Genomic DNA, 23586 nt, shown 5'->3' on the forward strand with positions numbered 1-23586 from the left:
CAAGGCGAATTCTTTACATCCCAATATATGAACCAATGCTTGGTTATCATGACGGTTTTCATTTTCATGCAAGACAATCGAGGAATGGAGGTTTGAATTATGTTTCGAAAATTCCTTTCATGGGATTCGCGTAAAATAGTCGTTTGCGCGTTGATGATAGCCGGGGGCTCATTGCTTGCTTACGGACTGTATCGCGGATCGATCGCTTCTCCAATTGCTGGCTGGACGCCCGTTAACGGACCGTTGACCGAAGCGCTCGATAAAATCACCGAGAATGGCGAAGAATCCGCCGTGCCGTTAGCTCGTCCTACTTTTCTTACTCCCGAACCCGAACCCGACTCCAGTTCAAGTAACGGAGCCGGCACCGATTTGTCCCCTATACCGCCCGAGACCGGCGAGACGAATAACGAACCTTCAATATCTAATTCGAATGAATCTATCTCGAACGAGGAGGGCTTGATGGACCTGAACGAGGCGACGCAAGCCGAGCTTGAAACGCTGCCCGGAATCGGCTCCGCCAAAGCCAGAGCGATATTGAACTACCGTGATCGGGTGCAAGGGTTTAGCAGCGCGGACCAATTGCTAGAAGTAAAGGGGATCGGACCGAAAATATTGGAGAAGATCATTCCCCTTATCCGAATCTCGTAGGAAATAAAATCCAATTCCGCCTTTTACATTCGTTCCGAATATGAGAAAATAGCAAAGTATGCATTCATCTATTTCCTTTGGGAGGTTTAATCGAATGAGCAAACAATCATCGTATTCACTGGAAACGCTAGCCGTCCACGGCGGGCAACAAATAGACCCCACAACGATGTCCCGCGCGGTACCGATTTACCAGACGACTTCTTATGGATTCCGCGACACGGAGCATGCGGCCAACTTGTTCGCATTGAAGGAATTCGGCAATATTTACACTCGTATCATGAACCCGACTTCGGATGTTTTCGAGCAACGAGTAGCGGCTTTGGAAGGCGGAGCCGCGGCATTGGCGGTCGGTTCGGGTCAGGCGGCGATTACATACTCCATCCTGAACATCGCGGGAGCGGGAGACGAGATCGTCTCCGCTGCTAGTTTGTACGGCGGAACGTATAACCTGTTCTCCACTACGTTACCTAAGCTTGGAATAACGGTGAAGTTCGTGGATCCGTCCGATCCCGAGAATTTTCGGGGAGCGATTACGCCGAAAACGAAAGCGATATTCGCCGAAACGATCGGCAATCCTAGAGGGGACATCCTCGATATATCCGCGGTAGCCGCCATCGCCCACGATAACGGAATTCCTCTCATTATCGACAGCACGTTCGCTACGCCGTTCCTTTGCCGCCCGCTTGAGCATGGCGCGGACATCGTGCTGCATTCCGCGACGAAATTCATCGGCGGGCATGGAACTTCCATCGGAGGCATCGTCGTAGACGGAGGCAAGTTCGATTGGAAAGCAAGCGGCAAGTTCCCGGGCCTTACCGAGCCTGATCCGAGCTACCATGGCGTTGTGTACGCGGATGCCGTTGGCCCGGTTGCTTATATTATCAAAATGCGCGTCCAGTTGCTTCGCGATATGGGAGCTGCCCTTGCCCCGTTCAATTCCTTCATGTTCCTGCAAGGCCTGGAGACTTTGCATCTTCGCATGGAGCGCCATAGCAGCAACACGCTGGCGGTTGCTAAGTTTCTCGAATCCCACCCTGCGGTCGAATGGGTTAACTACGCAGGCTTGGAAAGCCATCCATCATACGAGTTAGGTCAACGTTATTTACCTAACGGCCAAGGAGCGATTCTGACCTTCGGCATTAAAGGCGGAATAGAAGCCGGGAAAAAAGTCATCAATTCGGTCGGATTATTCTCGCATTTGGCGAATGTCGGCGATTCGAAGTCGCTCATTATCCACCCCGCGAGCACGACGCATCAGCAGCTTAGCGAGTCCGAACAGGAAGCCGCGGGCGTCCAACCCGGCATGATTCGTCTGTCGGTCGGAACCGAAGGCATCAAGGACATCCTAAACGATCTGGATCAAGCTTTGGCGGCAAGTCAGAAGTAAGAGGCTTAACAAGCTAGTCGGAGGTAATGAGTGATATGACAGCCCTGCGCAAGGACTGGGATACGTATTTTATGGACATCGCGTTCATGGTTTCGACCCGTTCGCGTTGTCCGCGCCGCCATGTAGGCACGGTTCTGGTCCAAGGGAAGAAGCTGCTTGGAACGGCATATAACGGAGCGCCGATGGGCGTGCAGGATTGCTCGGAGGCCGGTTGCATGATCGTCGAAGAATTCGAGCCCGCGTCGGCCGGTTCGTCGTCGGCGGAGATGGTCAAGAAGCAGCGGTGCATCCGGACGATCCATGCGGAGCAGAATCTGTTATTGTTCACGGATCGCGTGGACCGGGAGGGCTCGGTCGTGTACGTAACGGATCAGCCTTGCTGGACCTGCGCGAACATGTTGGCGAATAGCGGAATCGCGGAAATCGTCTACCACAGGCCATATCCTAAGGATCATGCTAAAGTCGCTTCCTTAATGGAACAGCGAGGGTTGCTGTTCAGGCAAATCGGGAATTACGTTCCCCCCGCGGATACCGAGGTACAGGACGGGTCTTAAGGTCATCTTCAAAGTCATGGAAGAGGAAGCACCTCTTCATCGAGCCAATCGGTTCGATGGAGGGGTGTTTTTTTGCCGACCCAAAGGAAGGCGAGGCCGTTAATACTTAGTCGGCGAGAAGGGGGCGGAATAATGAACGGGAGGCCGCTAGTCGCGATCGCTTGCTTCTGGATCGCGGGGACTTCTATCCTCTCGATTAGCAAAGGGACGGCCGCTTATATTTCGTTGAGCGCGATCCTGCTCCTCCTATTCGGATGTCATTTACTTGGGAGATTAACGCTGCGATTAACAATCCTATGCATCTTAGCTTTATTGTTATCGTTCGGCGAGAGAATAGGGGCCGAGCAACGAAATCTCTCGGATATCGAAGTTTCCGACGTCACGATGGAGAGCGAGGTCGAATTGACGGGCAACGTGGCTTCGGTCGTCGATGTGGACGGAGACGTAGTTACTTTCATGCTGACTGCGCATTCGGTAAAGCTCGCGGGTGCTTCCTCCGAACAAGCGATCAGGGATGCGGTAATCGTAAGGCTTAAGTTAAGCCGTCAACAGGACCAAGCGATTGCGTCGGATTGGAGACGGGGAGATAGCCTGCTTGTTAAAGGCGTTATAGAGCTTCCCGGAGATGCCGGGAACTTCGGTTCATTCGACTATCGCGAGTATTTGAATAGACTCGGCGTATTTTGGCAGGTAAGCGCCAAAGGCATAGATGCTATCACTCCGACGAATGTACCCATACCTTTATACTTCAAACCGCTTCGCTTTTTCGATCTATTGCGCGAACGAATCGGCGAGCTAATGGATCGATTGTATTCGGATGGAGATGCAGGTTATATGAAAGGGTTGGTGGTCGGCATCCGGTCCGACCTCGATCCCGGACAATACGATAATTTCGCGCGGCTCGGATTGACTCATGTGCTTGCGATCTCGGGATTGCACGTAGGGGTAATCGTCTATTTATTACTTCAGATCGGCGCTTGGATGAGATTAACCAGGGAACGAACGATCGATCTAACGATCGCGATGATGCCCGTGTATATGATGGTTACCGGCGCTTCTCCTTCGGCCGTCCGGGCATGCTTAATGGCCATGATCGCGCTGTGGCTTGCGCGACGTCACGCTTTGAAGGACGGACTGCATCTGCTGCTTGCCGCCGCCATGCTGATGCTGATATGGAATCCCTTGCTCATCGAAGACGTTAGCTTCCAGCTTTCTTTTCTCGTGACGGCGGGCCTGATTCTATTCGTTCCTACGGTTACCGCTTCGCTGCCGATCCCATGGAAATGGCTCAGAGGACCGGTTGCTGTAGCACTGACGGCGCAGGCGGTTTCGTTTCCCGTGACGATCTATTATTTTCACGCCGTCCACCTCTTGTCGTTACCCGCTAATTTCCTGCTCGTACCTTTTATCAGCTTCATTGTGATGCCGCTCGGAATGGCTTCAATCGCTTTCGGCGCAGGGTGGCTTCCGCTCGGACTCATTCCCGCCAAGCTGGCGACGTTAGGAAACCGACTGACGTTCGGGTTGGTAGATTGGCTTAACGGCTTCATCGATCTGAGAACGGTGTGGCCGCAGCCTTCGTTGCTATGGGTAGCGGCAGCTTATGTACTCATGGGAATCGGGATCGTCGGTTTAAAAAGAAGACTTGTCCGCAAGGATGAGCATGAATGGTGGAGGCAACAGGCTATGGAAGGCTCGGCCGGGGATGTCACGGCACCGTTGCCGGTTAACCCAAGCGCTGCGGTATACGGCTATTCCACTCGGCTTTCATTTGCTTTTCGCGTAACTTTTCTTGTTTTACTTGTTGGTTGGCTCGCGTGGGGGTATCAGCCTGCTTGGTTTAATCGCCAGGCAACTTTATCATTCGTTAACGTCGGTCAAGGAGATAGCATCTTGATCCGAACCGGAAGCGGTAAACATATTCTGATCGATGCGGGAGGGACGCTCGATTTCCGCAAGCCCGGCGACGAATGGCGTATTAGGAGGGATCCTTACGAAGTGGGCAGAAAGCTGCTTGTTCCTTTGTTATTGACGCGCGGAGTTCGGGAGTTGGATGCCCTTGTGCTAACTCACTTGGATTCGGACCACATCGGCGGCGCTCAGGCGGTGCTTGGCAATATCCCCGTGCGAAGACTTCTCTTTAACGGGACGATTAAAGACTCTCCCAGCGCGCTCGGTATATTCAAGGCGGTAACCGATAGGTCGATCGCAAGCTACGCGATCCATGCGCCGATGGAATGGCAGGTGGACGATTCCACGAAAATCGAAATCCTTTTTCCGCGATATGAGCAGCCGAATAGTAAAGCTTCCGAGAACGAGGTAACGGTCAGGGACGAACAAAACAACTTAAGTATCGTACTAAAGGTCACTATTTATGGCCGAACCTTCCTTCTTCCGGGAGATCTGGAAGAGAGCGGCGAGCGGGAGGTCGTCGCGACGGAACGAGCAAAGGGGGAGGCTGCGAGCGCAATCGACGTGCTCAAAGCAGGTCACCATGGCAGCAAAACCTCGACGATCGACGAGTGGGTAACTTATTGGAAGCCTAGGGAGACGGTGATTTCGGTAGGCGCGAACAATTTCTACGGACACCCGAATCAAGGCGTGCTTGATCGCTTGACCCGATCGGAAAGCCTGATCTGGCGGACGGATACGAACGGGGAAATCCAATATCGAATTCACCGCGACGGTACTATGGATAGAAGAAAACTCAGATAAGTCACCTCTATCCTATCAGACAGTGTATAATGGGATTCGGCTTGGATTATCCAGCATAAAACATTATGCCTTTGCGAATATTTTTGCTAGACTAAAAGTTAGATATTTTAAATTACCGTAAATTCCCTTGGGGGGATTGCAACCTTTATTTAGACCATAACGTCTGTGAAGGTGCAGGGGAGGAGGATCTTCTGTGGTGGAGCCGGCTCTGATTAAAGCCGCACAAGCGGGCGACCGGGAAGCACTCGTTACGCTACTCCGCGAAATTGAGAGTCAAGTATATCGCACTGCTTATTATTTGTTGAATAACGAGCAAGATGCTTTGGATGCGTCGCAGGACGCGCTTATCCGAATTTATACTAAAATCGATTCCTATGAAGAGAAAGCTCAATTTCGCACGTGGGTGCAACGAATCGTAACGAACATATGCATTGACAAATTTCGCCGTAAAAAACCTGCGGTATCCATTGACGAACATGATATGGTGTTTCAAGCCGGGGATAATGTAGAAACCGAGGTTCTTTCCGCATACGCCGCGGAGGAAATCCGCGAAGCGATCGGCAAGCTGCCGGAGCATCATCGTACAGTCGTCGTGCTGCGTTATTTGCAGGATTTCTCGTACAACGAAATAGCCGATTCATTAAATTTGCCGCTCAATACAGTTAAATCTTACTTGTTTCGAGCCCGACAACAACTGCAAACTCTTCTTCATGATTATCAGAAAGGTGGTGTCCGGGGATGATTTGCCAAGAGGTGATGGAACTCATGCAGCGTTACATTGACGACGATTTGGATCAACAAGAAACGTCGCTCATGATGGATCATATTGGTCAATGTCCTGACTGCGCCGCCATGTTGGCAAGATTGCAGAAATTATCCAGCGAATTGGAACAATTACCGCGCGTAGTTCCTAGATTCAGCCTGGTGGATGCGATCATGCCGGAATTGGAACGGCTTCATGCATCTGATTCGTCTGGCGGTTCCCATAACGACTCGGAAGTTTCCGAGTCCAAGCCTATAGTAAGATCAAGACGTCCGGCCCGTCATTTGTACGGGAAAATAGCCGGAGTCGTCGCTGCCGGAGTCGTCGCTGGCCTGTTGTTGTTCAGCAACCCGGGTCAATGGACGCTCGGCGGAAGCGGCAGCCAGAACGATGCGGCCGGTCCCGAAATGTCGCAACCAGGGGTTCAGGCTCAAAGAGGCCAAGACCCGGCGGCTAAAATAACGACAAATGACGTTAGGCTAATGGATCAATCCGAGTCTAAAAATGGATCCGATGCCGGCAACGGAGAAAACGGCTCTAACGCCTCCGGTGCCGAGAATTCGGGAGAGGGCGGCAGCGCAGGACTTGCTCCTCCGTTAAACGCTCCGGCTCCGGAAACTCCGGTCGAGGGAAGTAATGAAGGTTTTGCTCCGTTAGTAGACATTCCAGCAACATGGGCGGAATCCGCCGACGGGCAATGGAAAGCGATCGCGGTAGTCGACGCCGGTACGTTCCAAGTGTATAAAACGGGCGAAAAAGGCGAATGGTATACTTCCGCAATTCGCGACGGCAAGATCAGCTTGCTCAGCTGGAACGAGTCGAGCACGATTCTCTATTTTACTTTCACGGATGCCGGCGGCACGGAAACCCAATGGCAATTCGATACGGCTACGAGTACGGAATCATTGCGTTAATTCCATTGTCACCATTTGCTCCTTCGAGCGTATAGTGTACAGATGAAGTTGACGGTCGTTTTTGGACCATCGTCACGGTCGTTCGCGCACGGCACCATGGGCCGGCCTTCGAACGTTGATATAGATGTCCGAGAACAAAGGGATCGCGCCTTGCAAAAGGTGTGATCTCTTTGTTTTTTATTGTACAATCAAGAAAGCATATATACTTGGGGGAGAGCAATGGACGCCAAACAGGCTTTTCGCACAATCAAGCAAGGTAATGTATCCCCTATGTACGTTTGCTTCGGAACCGAATCGTACGTCATGAACGAATTCATCGAGCGGTTGCTGGAGAGTCTGGTTCAGCCGGAGCACAGGGAGATGGCTATCGTTCGCTTCGATACGGGGGAAACTCCGCTGGATGTCATCATCGAGGAGGCGGAGACGCTGCCGTTCCTCGTTCCGAGCAAGATCATTCTGGTCAGGGACAGCGTGCTGTTCGCGGCGGGCAAGGAGTCGTCCAAGGTAGAGCATCGTCCCGAGAGACTTCTCGAGTACATGGGACAGCCGTCGGAGACGACGGTTCTCGTCTTTATGGTTCCTCACGAGAAGCTGGATGAACGCAAGAAGCTGGTGAAGACGGCCAAGGGAAACGAATACGTCGTTTCCTTCAGCCCGTTGCAGTCCGAGGAGCTGCTTCAATGGCTGTTGAAACGGGCAGCGAACCAAAATCGCACGATGGGCAACCCGGCAGCGGAAGAACTGCTTAGGCGCGTCGGCACCGATATGCACTCTCTGGCCGCGGAGACGGACAAGCTGTGCTTGCACGCGGGATCGGGCGGCACCGTGACGCTCGAGTCCGTTCGATCGCTCGTGCCGATGGCCACGGAGCAGAACGTATTTAAGCTGACGGAGGAGCTGGCTGCTTTACGTACCGCCGAGGCGATCACGCTGTATTACGATTTGCTGAAGCAACGGGAAGAGCCGATTAAACTCATGGCGCTGCTCGTTCGCCAATTCCGGAACATGCTCTACGTCAAGGAATTAAGCAGCCAAGGCTATTCGCCTCAGCAGATGGCTTCCCAGTTAGGTTTACACCCTTATGCCGTTAAGATCACGGGGGAACAAGCGCGCAAATTCAGTCTGGATCGATTAGCCTCCATGTTATCGGAGCTGGCCGATCTCGATTACGCGATGAAAACAGGCCGCGTCGAGAAGTCTCTCGGACTTGAGCTTTTTCTATTGCGGACCGGCTCCCAAGGCGCGAGTTGAACAATTGGTTTCAATCAAATTAATGAAACCCGACAAAAAAAGCCATCCTATTAGCAGTGACCTGCTGAGGAATGGCTTTTCTTTGGCTGCAGTATCTTTAAGACAAGGCAGCCGCATATGCGTCAGGCACAAGAGATTAGGCTTGCGCGGACAATGCGTTGAGTTTTTTGGCCAGACGGGACTTTTTGCGAGCAGCAGCGTTCTTGTGAATGATTCCTTTGGTTGCCGCTTTGTCCAACTTCTTCTGAGCCGCGCCGTAAGCCGCTTTAGCTGCGGTTGCGTCCGTTCCTACGACCGCTACGTCAGCTGTTCTCACGACAGTACGTAGAGCGGATTTAGCCGAAGCGTTGCGTTGACGGCGTGCTTCGTTCGTTTTGGTACGTTTAATGGCGGATTTGATGTTTGGCATTTCTTTTCACCTCCAGCAAAAACAGAAGTATTTCTCCACACAACTTGTAACATTCTATCATGCAAGGGGGTAAAAAGCAAGTTGATTTCCCACCACAATCCGTAAGCGAAAGGGGCTTAATTTCACCCGATGGATAAAGATTTGGCTTTATATAACGTGCGAACGGATCTGGCGCTTGAAGCCCGGGAGATCGCGACCCAAGGACGAGAGACGACCGAGATCCCGGGGGTCTGGTCCGAGACGGACAGCGCGGATGGAATTACCGTTACCCGCATGGAGATCAAGACCGAGGAAGCCGCGCAGCAAATCGGCAAAATAATCGGACATTACGTTACGCTCGAGGTGCCGGAGCTGCGGAACGGGGATACGACGCTGCAGGACAAGGTAGCTACTTCTTTCGCGAAGGAATTCGAAGCTTTCTTGACTCGAATCGGCGTGAACGAGAAAAGCAGCGTACTTATCGTAGGGTTGGGAAACTGGAACGTAACACCGGATGCCTTGGGACCGATCGTCGTCGAGAACATCATGGTAACCCGGCACTATTTCGAGCTGATGCCGGACCAGGTCAGCCCCGGGTACAGGCCCGTCAGCGCGGTTGCGCCGGGCGTGCTCGGAACGACCGGCATCGAATCGAGCGACATCGTATTCGGAATCGTGGAAAGCTCCAAGCCGGATTTGATTATCGCCATCGACGCGCTTGCGGCCAAGTCGCTGGAGAGGGTGAACACGACGATCCAGATCGCCGATACGGGCATTCATCCCGGCTCGGGCATCGGCAACAAACGCAAAGGATTGACTAAGGATGTTCTAGGCGTGCCTTGCATAGCGATCGGCGTGCCCACAGTCGTATATGCCTCGACGGTCGTCAACAATACGATGGACATGGTATTCGAGCATATGAAGAAGCATACGGCGAATACGGAACCGCTGTTCGGAGTGTTCGGTCAAATGGACGAAACGGAGCGGCTGCAGTTGGTTAAAGAAGTGTTGAACCCGTTGGGCCACGATCTTCTCGTGACGCCCAAGGAAATCGACAAATTCATGGAGGATATCGCGAACGTCATCGCCAGCGGACTTAACGCAGCGTTACACGAAGCGGTTGACAAGAATAATGTAGCCGCCTATACGCATTAGCCCTCGATAATTGAATAGCGCAATTAAGCTACGATCCCGGCTCTTATTAAAGCCGGGATTCTTTGCGTTTCCAAACTCGACTCTATCAACCTCTGAAACGGGGTTCTATCATTTTCGATTCTCTCATATGATGGGATACCTTTAGAAAATAAGAGAAGGAACCCGCTGACTTTTAGGGATTCCGGGGAGGATGAGCGATGAAACGTATCGTCGTGGCGATGAGTTGGCCGCAAGTGCGCGCCAAATGGCGACGCATTCTGATTACCGGGCGCGCTTATTTCATCTTAAGCGTTTGTTCCATGGTTTTATTCGTATTGCTAGGTTTAGGAGGGATGCTGCAGAAGTCCTTGGCGGCGTCTCCGGTACAATCGATGAAAGGATTCGCAGCTTCCTTGTCCGGGCAGTTTTTTCAATCGCTGCTGAGCATGGAGCTTCCCCATATGGACGCCGCGGAAGGTTCTCCCTTTCAAACGGGCAGAATGGCTGCCTTCCTGCTAAGGTTTATGACCGACTTGAACCCTAACGATCCCAAGAGCTTACTCGCGTTGGAGATGCCGGGCATGGATCGGGACGAATCCGTATTGCTGAGACCCGGATCGGGAGAGCCCGAAGCTCCCGAGGATCATGGCCCTCTTGATGATTCCGCGCAGCAACCGGATGGCGGATTTACGGATATAACGGGCTTGCCGGAGCCGGGCGAAAACGCGCAACCCGATCAGAGTCCGAATTCTCCGGACGAGAATGTATCGCCTGATCCGTCTCCGACGCCGACGGATAGCGATAAGGCGAATGCGACGGACAAGCCGTCCACGGACGGTCGCAAAGTCGTATTCATCTACCATTCGCATAATCGCGAGTCTTGGTACCCTGAACTGAAATCGGAGAACAAGGATCCGAATTCCGATTCCGTGAACGTTACTTTGGTCGGAAAAAGGCTTGCCAATAAGCTGGAATCGTACGGCGTGGGATCGTCCCATTCTTCTAAGGATTATCCAACCTCTATAAGTGGGTATAATTGGAATTATTCCTATAAATATTCGTTGCAAACGGTGCAACAGGCGCTAGCCTCCAACAAGCAATTGAAATTTTTCTTCGACATTCACAGAGACTCGCAGAGACGGAAGAAAACGACCGCCACGATCAGGGGAAAGGATTACGCGCAAGTATACTTTATTATCGGCCATCGCAATCCGAACTGGCGGGAGAACGAGGAGTTCGCCAATCAGATTCACGAGCGGCTGGAGAAGGAATACAAGGGCTTATCCCGGGGAGTGTGGGGAAAGACGGCGGCCAACGGCAACGGAGAGTATAACCAATCGGTAGCTCCGGACAGCGTGCTGCTGGAAATCGGCGGAGTAGACAATACGCTGGAGGAATGTTACCGCACGGCGGACGCGCTGGCGAAAATCATCTCGGAGTTGTACTGGGAGAACGAAGAAGCAATCAAAGCAAGCACGTTAAAATAATCTAAAGGAGGGGACGTCCATGCGCCGGGATACATTTAAACTGCTGGTTTTCGCAGCGATCGTGGGATTTGCCATCCTGTACGGGATGGAGCTATCCTCGAAAGGAATCGAGAACGTTAACGGCCCCATGGAATCGGCTAACCCGAGCGAAGGGAGGGCGACGACGGTCGACGAGGGGGATTGGACGTTGCCTCCCCGGGAAACCGCGCAAGATAATCGAGTATCCGATAGAGACGCCGAACGGAACTATTGGGGGGACGAGGAAGAGTACGCCGTTCCTCGCAACGACCGCGAGCCGATCGTCGATCGCGTATCGGGCAAGACGGCCGACGTTCTCCACGATCTGTCGCGCAACGGCATACGGATGGTCGTATCGATTTTCGATCGAGTGACAGGCTAAGTTTGTTTCGTTAAATAGCTTTGTAGACAAGCCTTGAGGATCCGGGCTTGACGCTAAGGCGGGACTGATTTAAGATGGGGCTATCATGTTTTAAGGGGCAAATTTCTATGTTGGTATTGGTTCTTAACTGATTTATCCGATAGTCGCGAACGAGTAAGGGTGCAAAACCGTCCTTTGGAGGGTTTATTTCTCTGCTACAAATTCGCGGTACCGATAACCAGTGAAGAACCGGTCAAGACCGCCCCTACGAAGATTGATTTCGGGGAGATCAGCCGTGCTCATCAGGGTACGGCTTTTTTGCGCCAAAAAACGGGGATAAAATCCTGCTTTTCTTAGCGTACTCCGCGATACGATTTCCGGCAGGCCGCGAGCTTGCGCCGATGGCGCACGACTTTCGCGGCCTGTTTTTTTATACCCTCAACAACCCATAACGATCTGGAGGATCAATTAAATGAGACAACATTCGCTTAATAAATTGGAATACAACCGCGTAATCGATATTTTGAAGACTTATACGACCACCTATTTAGGCAAACGCCTTGCCGAAGCATTAAAGCCGCTCCAAAACAAAGAAGTCATCGGCCAAAGGTTAAACGAAACGAAGGAGGCTTCCCGCCTATTGGCAAAAGGAGGACATCCGCCTCTTCCTTCTTTGGATGGGATGGAGACGATGATGGGGCTGTTGGGAACGGGATACGTCATGGCCGAGCAGGATTTCGGCTTCATGGCGCAGTTCGCGAGAAGCTGCGAGCAATTGCGGCAGTATATGTCCTCGAAGAAGGCGGAGGCACCCGTCGTTGCGGCATACGGAACATCCATGTATGACTTGAAGCCGTTGAGAGAAGCGATAGAGGCATGCATCGATCGCGGCCGAATCGTGGATACGGCGAGCTCCGAGCTGCAGAAGGTCCGCAAGAAAATCCGCGTCGCGGAGGAAAGATTGCAGAAGCGATTGGAAGGGTTGCTGTCCAAGCACTCCGATATTTTGCAGGAGCGATTAGTTAGCCAACGGGGCGGGAGGTACGTGCTTCCGGTGAAAAAAGAATACCGCAAGAGGATTCCGGGGACGGTGCTCGACGAATCGTCTAGCGGGCAAACCGTGTTCGTCGAGCCTTCGGAGCTTGCGGGTTCGCAAATGGATTTAAGCGCGCTGAGGGCAGAGGAAAGCCGGGAGGAGACGCAGATTCTCGCCGTGCTGACGGGGGAAGTCGAGGGCTACTCCTATGAGCTGTCGGTGAACGTCGATACGGTCGGACATTACGACTTCCTGTTCGCCAAAGCGAAGTGGGGACTCGCGTTGGGCGGAATCGCGCCGGAGCTGAACGACAAGCGGCTAATCGACTTGCGGGAAGCACGCCATCCCTTGCTGTCGACGAAGCCGGTTCCGCTGAATATCAAAGTAGGCGACGGATATCGTGCATTGCTTATCACCGGCCCGAATACCGGGGGCAAGACGGTCGCGCTTAAGACGGTGGGACTGCTGACTCTTATGGCGCAGTCCGGATTGCTTATACCGGCTTCAGAAGGCAGCAACGTCTGCGTGTTCGGATCGGTGGAGGTGGATATCGGAGACGATCAGAGCTTGGATTCGTCTTTGAGCACTTTCTCGTCGCATCTTCGCAACGTTATCGATATTCTCTCCCATGCGGGATCGTCTACGTTGGTATTGCTGGACGAATTGGCGACCGGAACGGATCCGGGAGAAGGAGTTGGACTGTCCATTGCCGTTCTCGAAGAATTGTACCGCCGTCATTCGGTCATCATGGCTACGACCCATTTTAACGAGATCAAAGAATACGCCCGGGTGACCGACGGTTTCCGGAACGCGCGTATGGCCTTCGACGAGGAGACGTTGAGCCCGCTCTACCGTCTGGATATGGGGGAGGCCGGGAACAGCTACGCCTTCGTCATCGCGGCGAAGCTTGGGATATCCGCCGCTATTATCAAACGGGCGAGGACGATAGCGGACAGCTTGAAGGAAGGCAAAGGAAACCGCGAGATACCTAAGCAAGCGAGCGGAGGTTATGCGCAATCGCGCGGGGTGAAGGAGAGGAAAGGGAGAGCCGATTCGCGACAAGCGAAAGCTTCCGATGCCGGCGCCGAGCAATTGTCCATAAAGTGGTCCGTCGGAGACGTCGTATTCATTCCTCAACTGCGTAAGCCTGGAGTCGTATACCGGTTGCCGGACGAAAGGGGCAATATGATCGTGCAGGTGCAGAAGGAGAAAATCACGATCAACCACAAACGGATTCGCAAGTTCATCGACAAGAAACACCTGTATCCGGGAGAGGATTACGATTTGGATATCGTGTTCGAATCCGTCGAGAATCGCAAGAAGAGACATTTGATGGGCAAGCGGCACGTGGACGGTTTAACGATAGAGAAACCTTCCGAGGAATGATGCCGCTAACGAACAAGGCCAGCTCATTGATGCCATGGGAATACGCTGTTATAATGAAGTGATCGTCAACTGACGCATGGAACCGGCTGGGGGTACTCATTGGAATGGCTGAAATTACTTTTAAACAGACTCACATTCGCAATTTCTGTATTATCGCGCATATCGACCACGGCAAATCGACGCTGGCCGACCGCATATTGGAATATACGGGCACGTTGACTTCCCGCGAGATGCAGGATCAGGTATTGGATTCGATGGATCTCGAACGCGAACGGGGGATCACGATCAAGCTGCAAGCGGTTCGTTTGTTATACAAAGCGGACGACGGAGAAACGTACATGCTTCATCTGATCGATACCCCGGGACACGTGGATTTCACGTACGAGGTTTCTCGGAGCTTGGCTGCTTGCGAAGGCGCTCTGCTAGTCGTAGACGCCGCGCAAGGCATCGAAGCGCAGACATTGGCCAACGTCTATCTGGCGCTGGACAACAATTTGGAAATCGTGCCGGTCATCAATAAGATCGACTTGCCGAGCGCGGACCCGGAGCGGGTCAAGAAGGAAGTCGAGGACGTCATCGGTCTCGACACGAGCGACGCGGTGTTGGCATCGGCCAAGAACGGCATCGGAATCAAAGAAATCCTGGAGCAAGTCGTTCAGAAAATACCGGCACCCTCAGGAGATCGTAACAAACCGCTTAAAGCGCTCATTTTCGATTCCCATTACGACCCGTACAAAGGGGTTATCTGTTATATCCGTATCGTGGACGGCACGATTCGCGCCGGCACGCGCATGAAGTTCATGGCTACCGGCGCGAACTTCGACGTCATCGAAGTCGGCACGTTCATGCCGCGTCCTACCGCGGTTACAGAACTAGGACCCGGCGATGTAGGTTTCGTGACCGCTTCGATCCGGAACGTGAAGGATACCCGCGTGGGGGATACGATCACGGACATGAAGAACCCTACCGCGGAAGCCTTGCCAGGTTACCGTCGCGTTAATCCGATGGTGTTCTGCGGACTGTATCCGATCGAGACGACCGATTATAACGACTTGCGTGACGCTTTGGAGAAGCTGGAGCTTAACGATGCATCCTTGCGCTACGAGCCGGAATCTTCCCAAGCGCTCGGATTCGGCTATCGCTGCGGGTTCCTCGGCATGCTTCACATGGAGATTATCCAGGAGCGCATCGAGCGCGAATTCAATATCCCGTTGATTACGACCGCTCCGAGCGTTATTTACAAAGTCACGCAAACGAACGGCGACATATTGGAGATTTCCAATCCGGCGGATTATCCGGAAGCGGGTAAGATCGATTTCGTGGAAGAGCCTTACGTAAAGGCTTCCATCATCGTGCCCAACGATTACGTTGGAGCGATCATGGAGCTTTGCCAGAATAAGCGCGGCGAGTTCATCGATATGCAGTACTTGGACACGAATCGCGTGACGATCAAGTACAACATGCCGCTCGCGGAGATCGTCTACGATTTCTTCGATCAATTGAAATCCAGCACGAAGGGATACGCTTCGTTCGACTACGAAGTGATCGGCTACCGTCAATCTAGCCTGGTCAAGATGGATATTCTGCTTAACGCGGAGAAGGTCGACGCGCTTTCCTTCATCGTGCATAAAGACAGAGCGTACAACCGCGGACGGGTCATTTGCGAGAAGCTCAAAGAGCTTATCCCTCGCCAGATGTTCGAAGTGCCGATCCAAGCGGCTATCGGACAGAAAATCGTTTCCCGCGAATCGATCAAGGCGATGCGCAAGAACGTTCTCGCGAAATGTTACGGCGGAGATATTTCCCGGAAGCGCAAGCTGCTAGATAAGCAAAAAGAAGGTAAAAAACGGATGAAGCAGGTCGGTAACGTCGAAGTTCCGCAAGAAGCGTTCATGGCCGTGCTCAAGCTGGATAATGATTAATATGGCAACCGAATCCATCACCGTGCCACAAGTTCATCTGTGGACTCCGCGAGCGCTTTATATCCATATTCCTTTTTGCACGAATAAATGTTTTTACTGCGACTTCAACTCCTACGTAGCCGCCGGACAGCCGATCGACGCCTATTTAGACGCGTTGGAGAACGAAATGAAGCTTACGGTCGCGGAGTTGCCGCCGACGGTCATCGATACCGTTTTCGTAGGCGGAGGTACGCCAACGGTGCTTACGCCGACTCAGATGACGAGGTTCCTGGCGTCCGTTCGGAAGCACTTTCCGCTTGCGGATAACGTTGAGTTTACGATGGAGGCTAATCCCGGAACGACGGACATGGAGAAGCTGGCGGCTATGCGCGAAGGCGGCGTTAACCGGATCAGCTTCGGAGCCCAGACGTTCGATAACGGGCTGCTCGAGACGATCGGCAGAATCCATGCGGCCCAGGACGTCGTGGAGAGCATCGCGAACGCCAAAGCCGCCGGATTCTCGAATCTCTCCATCGATCTGATGTTCGGCTTGCCGAACCAGACGTTGCAGCAATTGAAGGACAGCGTGTCCAAAGCGTTGGAGTTGGATTTGCCGCACTATTCTCTGTACGGGTTGAAGGTGGAGGAAAACACGTTATTCCACCGCTTGTACCAGCGAGACGAGCTGCCTCTTCCCGAGGAAGACGACGAACTGGCCATGTACGAGCATTTGATGGAAAGACTAGGCGGCGCGGGTTATCGGCATTACGAGATCAGCAACTTCGCGAGACCGGGCTTTGAAAGCCGGCATAATACGACTTACTGGCACAATGAGCCGTATTACGGTTTAGGTGCCGGAGCCCATGGTTATGCGCTAGGCAAGCGCCATGTCAACATTAAAGGCGTTCAACCTTACATCGATTCGGCGAATAAAGCGCTGCCCCGATTAGAGGAAAGCTCCGTTAGCTTGGAAGAAGCAATGGGCGATTTCATGATGGTCGGCTTGCGATTGCAGGAAGGCGTGAACGCATCGAGCTTCGCCCATCAGTTCGACGGTGCGGATCTGGAGCAAATATACGGAGCCGAACTGAAGAAAATGGTCGGTCAAGGATTGCTCGAGCGTTGCGAACGGGACGATTCGGCAAGCTATCGGTTGACGCACCAAGGGATTCTGTTCGGCAACGAAGTATTCGGCGCTTTCGTATAAGCAGGGGCCAACGATTCGTTTAGATCTATCCGATCCGCCCTTGGCGATGCTTAGCATCTGCCGACCGGCGGATTTGTTTTGTTCGAATTGGCGTCTTAGACGAACTAGCGCCGAACGGTTAAATCTAAGCGCTAGATCGTCTAGTCGCTATGTTGGAAATGTCTCTTGAGAATTCATTCGCCATGTTGTATATTTATACATACAATTGATGCTAGAGAAAGAAGGAATCCACATGTCGGTCATCTGCCGTAAAGCGCAGCAAGAAGACGTTGATGCGCTTTATGAACTCATACAAGGGTATGCCGCCAAAGGCATAATGCTCCCCCGTTCGCGCGAGGCTTTGTCGCGTAATATCGATACGTTTATCGTCGCTCAAGACGGAGAACGGCTTATCGGGTGCGGTTCATTATGCAAGCTAGGCAGCGATCTCGTTGAAATACGGTCGCTCGGCATCGTGGATGGCTATAAAGGGCAAGGGATCGGCAGCAAGCTGGTGGATGCCTTAATGGAAGAAGCCAAAGCTCTCGGAATCCCTAAAGTCATGGCGCTCACGTACGAGTCGGCTTTCTTTCAGAAAAACGGATTCAATATCGTGGATAAAGAGATTTTCCCCGAGAAAGTATGGACGGATTGCGTACATTGCGCCAAGCAGCATTGCTGCGACGAGATTGCGGTCGTAAGGCTGATCGAACCCGCGGCCGTCGGAGAACGATTAAGTTTCGCCCAAATATGATCGAACATGCCGAATCGAGCCGGAACGTCCTTGACATGACCGCCCTCGGTTTGGTATTTTTGTATTAGCATTTAGCACTCAACGAAATGGAGTGCTAACGATAACCGAAATACGGTAACCTAAGAAGGGGGAGTCTAGCATGCTGAGCGAACGTCAAAGAATGATTCTCAATGCCATTATCGACGATTATATTCGTTCCGCCGAACCTGTCGGGTCTCGCAGCATCTCGAAGCGCGGCGACGTTACCTTTAGTCCGGCCACCATTCGCAACGAAATGGCGGACTTGGAGGAGATGGGCTTGCTCGAACAGCCGCATACTTCGGCAGGCCGGATTCCTTCCATTAAAGGTTATCGTTATTACGTGGATCACCTCGTTACCTTGGATGGAGTAGGAGATCAGGATGCCCGTAAGCTCCGGACGTATTTCGCGGAGAAAATGAACCATTGGGAAGGCGTAATCGGTCATGCCGCGACGATATTGTCGCAATTGACCAATTACACGTCAATCGTGCTCGGTCCGGAGATGTTCAGCACGACGCTGAAGCATTTTCAACTCATTCCGATTAACGACGTCTCCGCCGTGGCCATTATCGTAGCGAATACCGGACATGTGGAGCATAGAACGATTACGATCCCCGAAGGGATCTCGATGGACGATATGGCCAAGATCGTTAACCTTCTGAACGATAAGCTTTCCGGCGTTCCGTTCTACAAGGTTAAGTCCGTATTGCACAGCGAGATAGCCAAGGAATTAAGCCGCTACGTCGAGCATTGCGAAGATATTCTCGCGTTGCTGGAGCAGACGATTACCGAAGAGCAGGAACCCAAGGTTTTCTTGAGCGGAGCATCGAACATGCTCACTCAGCCGGAATTCAAAGATGTGGACAAAGCCAAGAGCATTCTGGGAATGTTGGAAGAGACGCAGCTGCTGATGCAACTGTTTCAGTCCAATCCCGGCGGGATCCAAGTGAAGATCGGCACGGAGAATACGTTGGAAGCCATCAATCAATGCAGCTTGATTACGGCGACCTATTCTTACGAAGGGCGGTCGCTTGGCACGATCGGCATTTTAGGCCCTACTCGAATGGAGTATGGCAAAGTCATTAGTTTATTGAATTATTTATCCAATGATATCGCGTTGATGATGTCGCGCTGGTATAAGTAAGGCATTGCATAGCCCCCGCTCAAGGGTGGCACGGTAAGGAGGTGAATCCTACATGAATACGAATGAAACGAAGGAGCCGGCAAACATGAATGAACATCAAGAAGACTCTTCCGAAGCAGTGGAAACGGGTTCGGAAGAGAACGAGGTATCTTCGCCGGAAGGCGAAGAGGTTTCTGCGGAACAATCCGGCGAAGAAACGTCTCCGGCCGTGTTAGAGCTTCAACGCTTAGCGGACGAGAACCATAGCCGATATTTACGGGCGCAAGCCGATTTCGATAATTTTCGCCGGCGGACGTTAAAGGAAAAAGAAGAGCTTACTCAGTACGCTTCCTTGAAGCTGATCACGCAATTGCTTCCCGTTCTGGACAATTTCCAGCGCGCGTTGCAAACCGGCGGAGAAGGCGCGGAAAGCGGTTCTTTCGCCAAGGGCGTAGACATGATTTACAGGCAGCTGACGCAAGTGATGGAATCGGAAGGATTGAAGCCGATGGAGTCGGTCGGTCAACCGTTCGATCCGGAATTGCATCAAGCGATCATGCAAGTCGAAAGCGACGAGCATGAAGAAGGTATCGTAGTCGAGGCTATCCAAAACGGCTATTGGCTGAAAGACAAAGTTATTCGGCCGGCAATGGTTAAGGTAAGCGGCTAAATCGTTTCGTTTTCACCCCAATAATTGCACTTATATGAAGGAGGAACATACAGTTATGAGTAAAGTAATCGGTATTGACCTTGGTACGACTAACTCTTGCGTAGCGGTAATGGAAGGCGGCGAAGCCGTAGTTATCCCTAACGCGGAAGGAAATCGCACGACCCCCTCGGTCGTAGGCTTCAAGAAAGACGGAGAACGAGTCGTTGGAGAGACGGCTAAACGTCAAGCAATCACCAATCCGGATCGCACGATAAGCTCCATTAAACGTCATATGGGAACTAGCCACAAGGAGTCGATCGAAGGCAAAGCGTATTCCGCTCCGGAGATTTCGGCGATCATTTTGCAGAAGCTTAAAGCAGATGCGGAAGCTTACTTAGGTCAACCTGTAACGCAAGCGGTAATAACGGTTCCCGCTTATTTTAACGACAGCCAGCGCCAAGCGACCAAAGATGCCGGAAACATCGCTGGCCTTGAAGTTCTTCGTATCGTTAACGAGCCTACGGCGGCAGCTCTAGCATACGGCTTCGAAAAACAAGAAGACCAAACGATTCTCGTGTTCGACTTGGGCGGCGGAACATTCGACGTCAGTATTCTCGAACTAGGCGAAGGGTTCTTCGAAGTTAAAGCGACAAGCGGCGATAACCACTTAGGCGGCGACGACTTCGACCAGATCGTTATGGAATGGCTAGCTGGCGAATTCAAGAAAGAGCACAGTATCGACCTGTTGAAAGACAAAGCGGCGGTGCAACGTCTGAAGGATGCTGCGGAAAAAGCGAAAAAAGAACTTTCCGGCGTCGTGTCCACGACGATCTCATTGCCGTTTATCACGGTCGTAGACGGAGTTCCTCAGCATTTGGAGCTTAACCTTAGCCGTTCTAAATTCGACGAATTGACTGCGGGCTTGGTTGAGCGCACGATGGGACCTACCCGTCAAGCGCTCTCCGATGCCGGAATGACCGCTAAAGACATTCACAAAGTCGTATTGGTCGGCGGATCCACTCGGATTCCTGCCGTTGTCGAAGCGATTAAGAAGCTGACGGGTCAAGAGCCTCACAAAGGCGTTAATCCGGATGAGGTCGTTGCTCTAGGCGCAGCTGTTCAAGCGGGCGTATTGACGGGCGAAGTTAAAGACGTCGTATTGCTGGACGTTACTCCGCTGTCCCTCGGTATCGAAACCGCAGGCGGCGTATTGACGAAAATGATCGATCGCAACACAACGATCCCGACGAGCAAATCGCAAGTTTATTCCACTTACGCGGACATGCAGACGCAAGTCGAAATCCACGTTCTGCAAGGCGAACGCGCGATGGCGAAAGACAATAAGACTTTGGGCCGCTTTATTCTAAGCGACATCCCGGCAGCTCCGCGGGGAGTTCCTCAGATCGAAGTTACTTTCGACATCGATGCCAACGGTATCGTTAACGTGTCCGCGCTGGATAAAGGAACGGGCAAAACCCAGAAAATCACGATTACTTCTTCCGGCGGCTTGAGCAAGGAAGAAATCGATCGCATGCAGCAAGAAGCCGAGCTTCACGCGGAAGAAGACAAAGCTCGTCGCGAGCTTGTCGAAGCGAAGAACAGCGCGGATCAATTGATTTACAGCGCGGAAAAAACGATCAAAGACCTTGGCGACAAAGTCGATGCGGGCGAGATCGATAAAGCGAACGCCGCGAAAGAAAGGTTGACGGGCGCGCTCGCTTCCGATAACCTTGAAGAGATCAAAACGGCTACGGACGAACTGAGCGAGATCGTTCAACAGCTTTCCGTCAAGCTCTACGAGCAAGCTGCGCAAGCTCAGGCTGCGCAAGGCGGAGCAGATGGCGCCGATGCCGGTCCGGGACCGTCTAAAGATAACGTCGTTGACGCGGATTACGAAGTCGTCGACGAAGACAAGAAAAACTAAGGTTATCTAGCATAAACCGAAAGTCAAAGTGACTTCGTCCTATTGGGCGGATTCATTTTGACTTTCCTTCATGAGGAGGTGGAGAAGTGGCGGACAAAAAGGATTACTATGATGTGCTGGAGCTGCAGAAGAACGCCTCCGCGGACGACGTAAAGAAAGCTTATCGCAAGCTTGCGCGTCAATACCATCCCGACGTGAACAAGGCGGCGGATGCGGAGACGAAATTTAAGGAAGTCAAGGAAGCTTACGATGTCCTGAGCGATGATCAGCAACGGGCTCGTTACGACCAATTCGGCCACCAGGATCCGAATGCGGGCTTTGGAGGCGGCGGAGGAGGAGCGGACTTCGGCGGCGGCTTCGGAGATATTTTCGATATGTTCTTCGGCGGCAACGGCGGCGGACGGAGAGATCCGAACGCGCCTCAGCGCGGCAACGACTTGCAATATACGATGACGATCGAATTCAAGGAAGCGGTATTCGGCAAAGAAACCGACATCACCATTCCTCGCACCGAGACTTGCGATACGTGCCATGGGAACGGCGCCAAGCCGGGCACGAAACCGGAAACCTGTACGACTTGCCGCGGCTCCGGCCAGCAGGATGTCGCTCAGAATACGCCGTTCGGAAGAATCGTTAATCGTCGCCCATGTACGACATGCTCCGGTCGCGGAACGATCATCAAGGAACGTTGCGGAACTTGTTCGGGCAGCGGCCAAGTGAAAAAACAGCGCAAGATTCACGTCAAGATCCCGGCAGGCGTCGACGAAGGCGCTCAGCTTCGCGTAACAGGCGAAGGAGAAGGCGGAGTGCGCGGCGGTCCGTCGGGCGATCTTTATATCGTGCTACGAGTGAAATCGCATGAATTCTTCGAGCGCGAGGGCGACGATATTTTCTGCGAAATACCGCTTACCTTCACGCAGGCGGCTCTAGGCGATGAAATCGAGATTCCTACGCTGACCGAGAAAATAAAGCTGAAGGTACCCGCCGGCACGCAGACGGGAACATACTTCCGCTTGAAGGGCAAAGGCGTTCCCAAGCTGCGCGGTTACGGGCAAGGCGATCAACAGGTGAAGGTGACGATCGTTACTCCGACCCAGTTGAGCGAGGATCAACGCGAGCTCTTGCGGGATTTCGCATCCAAGAGCGGAGAATCCACTCACGAGCATAGCAAGTCGATTTTCGAAAGAATGAAGCGCGCAATCTTAGGCGATTAATAGGAATTAGGAAGACCGTCGGGAAACCGGCGGTTTTTTGTTTGCATAAGCGGGAATCGGATGGAGAATGATAGGTAAATCATTGCGCTACGGACCTTGTCCGCTCGCAAGAAGGAGGAATGATGAAATTGACCGAAAATCATAAACACTTGCCCGTCGTTTCCGCGGCGGATGTGGAATTCGCCGACGAGCTTGCGGATGCGGACGACAAGGAAGCTCAGGAACGGGCGGCTGCGGCAGATCGGCGCGTAACCGAAGGCGAGGGGGAATGACGGCGTTGGATATGCAACCTCTTCAGGCAAGGTTCGCGTCGCAGGATCAGGCAGAAGCCGCCATGCGAAAGCTTGCCGCGCTTCGAAGCGATCGATTCAGGTTGGAACGGGCTGGCGCCGGAACTGCGGGGGAAGCTTTTGCTTCCGTCGAGATGCAGCAGCCATCTCAGGATGCCGCAATAGACGGATTAGCGGCATCCGTAATGGAGGCCGGCTCCGCTATTCAAGCATCAGCCGGAGTCATGGCATCCACGGATGTCACGGCATGGGGCGTGACGCCTCAAAGCTCGGGACTTGTTGCCGAATTTACTCTATCCGCGAACGTTCCGGATTCCGCGACCGAACAAGCTCGAACCGTCATCCAGCAAGCAGGCGGCGAGCTGATCTAACCCTCGAAGACGTATCGCGCACTTACGCGCGGTGCGTCTTTTCTTTTTTTCTACCCCTATCGCCACTATCCCGCTCGCTCAGAACCGTGCCGCCGCCATCGTCGCCTCGAC

General features: G+C 52.7%; 21 protein-coding genes. 20 read left to right on the forward strand and 1 reads right to left on the reverse strand.

Annotated elements, in window-relative coordinates; genetic code table 11:
• Positions 1–99: 99 nt before the first annotated feature.
• The 7 genes from DFP95_RS00830 to holA all read left to right on the forward strand — a co-directional run bounded on the left by DFP95_RS00830 (position 100) and on the right by holA (position 8232).
• Positions 100–648: a ComEA family DNA-binding protein gene (locus tag DFP95_RS00830; RefSeq protein ID WP_115990673.1), complete on the forward strand. Its 549-nt coding sequence runs from the start codon at positions 100–102 to the stop codon at positions 646–648.
• 94 nt (positions 649–742) lie between these two features.
• On the forward strand, positions 743–2035 hold the full coding sequence (locus DFP95_RS00835; RefSeq protein WP_115990674.1) for a homocysteine synthase: 1293 nt from the start codon (positions 743–745) through the stop codon (positions 2033–2035).
• 26 nt (positions 2036–2061) lie between these two features.
• Positions 2062–2589, forward strand: a complete 528-nt coding sequence (locus DFP95_RS00840) for a deoxycytidylate deaminase (RefSeq protein ID WP_425453214.1) — start codon at positions 2062–2064, stop codon at positions 2587–2589.
• Between the two features lie 132 nt (positions 2590–2721).
• Positions 2722–5304: a ComEC/Rec2 family competence protein gene (locus DFP95_RS00845; protein WP_115990676.1), complete on the forward strand. Its 2583-nt coding sequence runs from the start codon at positions 2722–2724 to the stop codon at positions 5302–5304.
• Positions 5305–5497: 193 nt separating this feature from the next.
• Positions 5498–6046 (forward strand): RNA polymerase sigma factor, encoded by a 549-nt coding sequence (locus tag DFP95_RS00850; protein ID WP_115990677.1) that lies wholly within the window; start codon positions 5498–5500, stop codon positions 6044–6046.
• A 14-nt stretch (positions 6047–6060) separates the two neighbouring features.
• Positions 6061–6981: an anti-sigma factor family protein gene (locus DFP95_RS00855; protein WP_281273389.1), complete on the forward strand. Its 921-nt coding sequence runs from the start codon at positions 6061–6063 to the stop codon at positions 6979–6981.
• Between the two features lie 219 nt (positions 6982–7200).
• The gene (holA, locus tag DFP95_RS00860) at positions 7201–8232 is read left to right on the forward strand and encodes a DNA polymerase III subunit delta (protein WP_115990679.1); all 1032 of its coding nucleotides are present in this window, start codon (positions 7201–7203) and stop codon (positions 8230–8232) included.
• Between the two features lie 136 nt (positions 8233–8368).
• On the opposite strand, the gene rpsT is transcribed toward holA, so the two are convergent.
• Positions 8369–8641, reverse strand: coding sequence for a 30S ribosomal protein S20 (gene rpsT / locus DFP95_RS00865; protein ID WP_115990680.1), 273 nt, complete (start codon positions 8639–8641; stop codon positions 8369–8371).
• Between the two features lie 129 nt (positions 8642–8770).
• Between rpsT and gpr the strand changes: the two genes are divergently transcribed.
• The 13 genes from gpr (at position 8771) to DFP95_RS00930 (ending at position 23475) form a co-directional block, all read left to right on the forward strand.
• Positions 8771–9775: a GPR endopeptidase gene (gene gpr, locus DFP95_RS00870; protein WP_115990681.1), complete on the forward strand. Its 1005-nt coding sequence runs from the start codon at positions 8771–8773 to the stop codon at positions 9773–9775.
• A 197-nt stretch (positions 9776–9972) separates the two neighbouring features.
• Positions 9973–11241 carry a stage II sporulation protein P gene (locus tag DFP95_RS00875; RefSeq protein ID WP_115990682.1) on the forward strand — a complete coding sequence of 423 codons (1269 nt, stop codon included), beginning with the start codon at positions 9973–9975 and terminating at the stop codon, positions 11239–11241.
• 19 nt (positions 11242–11260) lie between these two features.
• Positions 11261–11641: a hypothetical protein gene (locus DFP95_RS00880; RefSeq protein ID WP_115990683.1), complete on the forward strand. Its 381-nt coding sequence runs from the start codon at positions 11261–11263 to the stop codon at positions 11639–11641.
• Positions 11642–12092: 451 nt separating this feature from the next.
• The gene (locus DFP95_RS00885; RefSeq protein ID WP_115990684.1) at positions 12093–14042 is read left to right on the forward strand and encodes an endonuclease MutS2; all 1950 of its coding nucleotides are present in this window, start codon (positions 12093–12095) and stop codon (positions 14040–14042) included.
• 104 nt (positions 14043–14146) lie between these two features.
• The gene (gene lepA, locus DFP95_RS00890) at positions 14147–15964 is read left to right on the forward strand and encodes a translation elongation factor 4 (protein ID WP_115990685.1); all 1818 of its coding nucleotides are present in this window, start codon (positions 14147–14149) and stop codon (positions 15962–15964) included.
• A gap of 1 nt (position 15965) precedes the next feature.
• The gene (gene hemW / locus DFP95_RS00895; protein ID WP_115990686.1) at positions 15966–17150 is read left to right on the forward strand and encodes a radical SAM family heme chaperone HemW; all 1185 of its coding nucleotides are present in this window, start codon (positions 15966–15968) and stop codon (positions 17148–17150) included.
• Between the two features lie 232 nt (positions 17151–17382).
• Positions 17383–17883, forward strand: a complete 501-nt coding sequence (locus DFP95_RS00900) for an N-acetyltransferase (protein WP_115990687.1) — start codon at positions 17383–17385, stop codon at positions 17881–17883.
• A 139-nt stretch (positions 17884–18022) separates the two neighbouring features.
• Positions 18023–19048, forward strand: a complete 1026-nt coding sequence (gene hrcA / locus DFP95_RS00905) for a heat-inducible transcriptional repressor HrcA (protein WP_115990688.1) — start codon at positions 18023–18025, stop codon at positions 19046–19048.
• A gap of 52 nt (positions 19049–19100) precedes the next feature.
• Positions 19101–19697, forward strand: coding sequence for a nucleotide exchange factor GrpE (gene grpE, locus DFP95_RS00910; protein ID WP_245987264.1), 597 nt, complete (start codon positions 19101–19103; stop codon positions 19695–19697).
• 55 nt (positions 19698–19752) lie between these two features.
• Positions 19753–21600, forward strand: coding sequence for a molecular chaperone DnaK (dnaK, locus tag DFP95_RS00915; RefSeq protein WP_115990689.1), 1848 nt, complete (start codon positions 19753–19755; stop codon positions 21598–21600).
• 86 nt (positions 21601–21686) lie between these two features.
• Positions 21687–22814, forward strand: coding sequence for a molecular chaperone DnaJ (dnaJ, locus tag DFP95_RS00920; protein ID WP_115990690.1), 1128 nt, complete (start codon positions 21687–21689; stop codon positions 22812–22814).
• 128 nt (positions 22815–22942) lie between these two features.
• Positions 22943–23086, forward strand: coding sequence for a YfhD family protein (locus DFP95_RS00925; protein WP_245987266.1), 144 nt, complete (start codon positions 22943–22945; stop codon positions 23084–23086).
• A 5-nt stretch (positions 23087–23091) separates the two neighbouring features.
• Positions 23092–23475, forward strand: coding sequence for a hypothetical protein (locus tag DFP95_RS00930; protein WP_147304116.1), 384 nt, complete (start codon positions 23092–23094; stop codon positions 23473–23475).
• Positions 23476–23586: the final 111 nt, after the last annotated feature.

Origin of the sequence: Cohnella lupini (assembly GCF_003386205.1) — a bacterium.
GTDB lineage: Bacteria > Bacillota > Bacilli > Paenibacillales > Paenibacillaceae > Cohnella > Cohnella lupini.

Bases quoted from the DNA above. Each gene is read 5' to 3' on its own strand.
- DFP95_RS00830 (WP_115990673.1), top strand. From the start codon at position 100: ATGTTTCGAAAATTCCTTTCATGGGATTCGCGTAAAATAGTCGTTTGC.
- DFP95_RS00835 (WP_115990674.1), top strand. From the start codon at position 743: ATGAGCAAACAATCATCGTATTCACTGGAAACGCTAGCCGTCCACGGC.
- DFP95_RS00840 (WP_425453214.1), top strand. From the start codon at position 2,062: ATGAGTGATATGACAGCCCTGCGCAAGGACTGGGATACGTATTTTATG.
- DFP95_RS00845 (WP_115990676.1), top strand. From the start codon at position 2,722: ATGAACGGGAGGCCGCTAGTCGCGATCGCTTGCTTCTGGATCGCGGGG.
- DFP95_RS00855 (WP_281273389.1), top strand. From the start codon at position 6,061: ATGGAACTCATGCAGCGTTACATTGACGACGATTTGGATCAACAAGAA.
- holA (WP_115990679.1), top strand. From the start codon at position 7,201: ATGGACGCCAAACAGGCTTTTCGCACAATCAAGCAAGGTAATGTATCC.
- rpsT (WP_115990680.1), bottom strand. From the start codon at position 8,641: ATGCCAAACATCAAATCCGCCATTAAACGTACCAAAACGAACGAAGCA.
- gpr (WP_115990681.1), top strand. From the start codon at position 8,771: ATGGATAAAGATTTGGCTTTATATAACGTGCGAACGGATCTGGCGCTT.
- DFP95_RS00875 (WP_115990682.1), top strand. From the start codon at position 9,973: ATGAAACGTATCGTCGTGGCGATGAGTTGGCCGCAAGTGCGCGCCAAA.
- DFP95_RS00880 (WP_115990683.1), top strand. From the start codon at position 11,261: ATGCGCCGGGATACATTTAAACTGCTGGTTTTCGCAGCGATCGTGGGA.
- DFP95_RS00885 (WP_115990684.1), top strand. From the start codon at position 12,093: ATGAGACAACATTCGCTTAATAAATTGGAATACAACCGCGTAATCGAT.
- lepA (WP_115990685.1), top strand. From the start codon at position 14,147: ATGGCTGAAATTACTTTTAAACAGACTCACATTCGCAATTTCTGTATT.
- hemW (WP_115990686.1), top strand. From the start codon at position 15,966: ATGGCAACCGAATCCATCACCGTGCCACAAGTTCATCTGTGGACTCCG.
- DFP95_RS00900 (WP_115990687.1), top strand. From the start codon at position 17,383: ATGTCGGTCATCTGCCGTAAAGCGCAGCAAGAAGACGTTGATGCGCTT.
- hrcA (WP_115990688.1), top strand. From the start codon at position 18,023: ATGCTGAGCGAACGTCAAAGAATGATTCTCAATGCCATTATCGACGAT.
- grpE (WP_245987264.1), top strand. From the start codon at position 19,101: ATGAATACGAATGAAACGAAGGAGCCGGCAAACATGAATGAACATCAA.
- dnaK (WP_115990689.1), top strand. From the start codon at position 19,753: ATGAGTAAAGTAATCGGTATTGACCTTGGTACGACTAACTCTTGCGTA.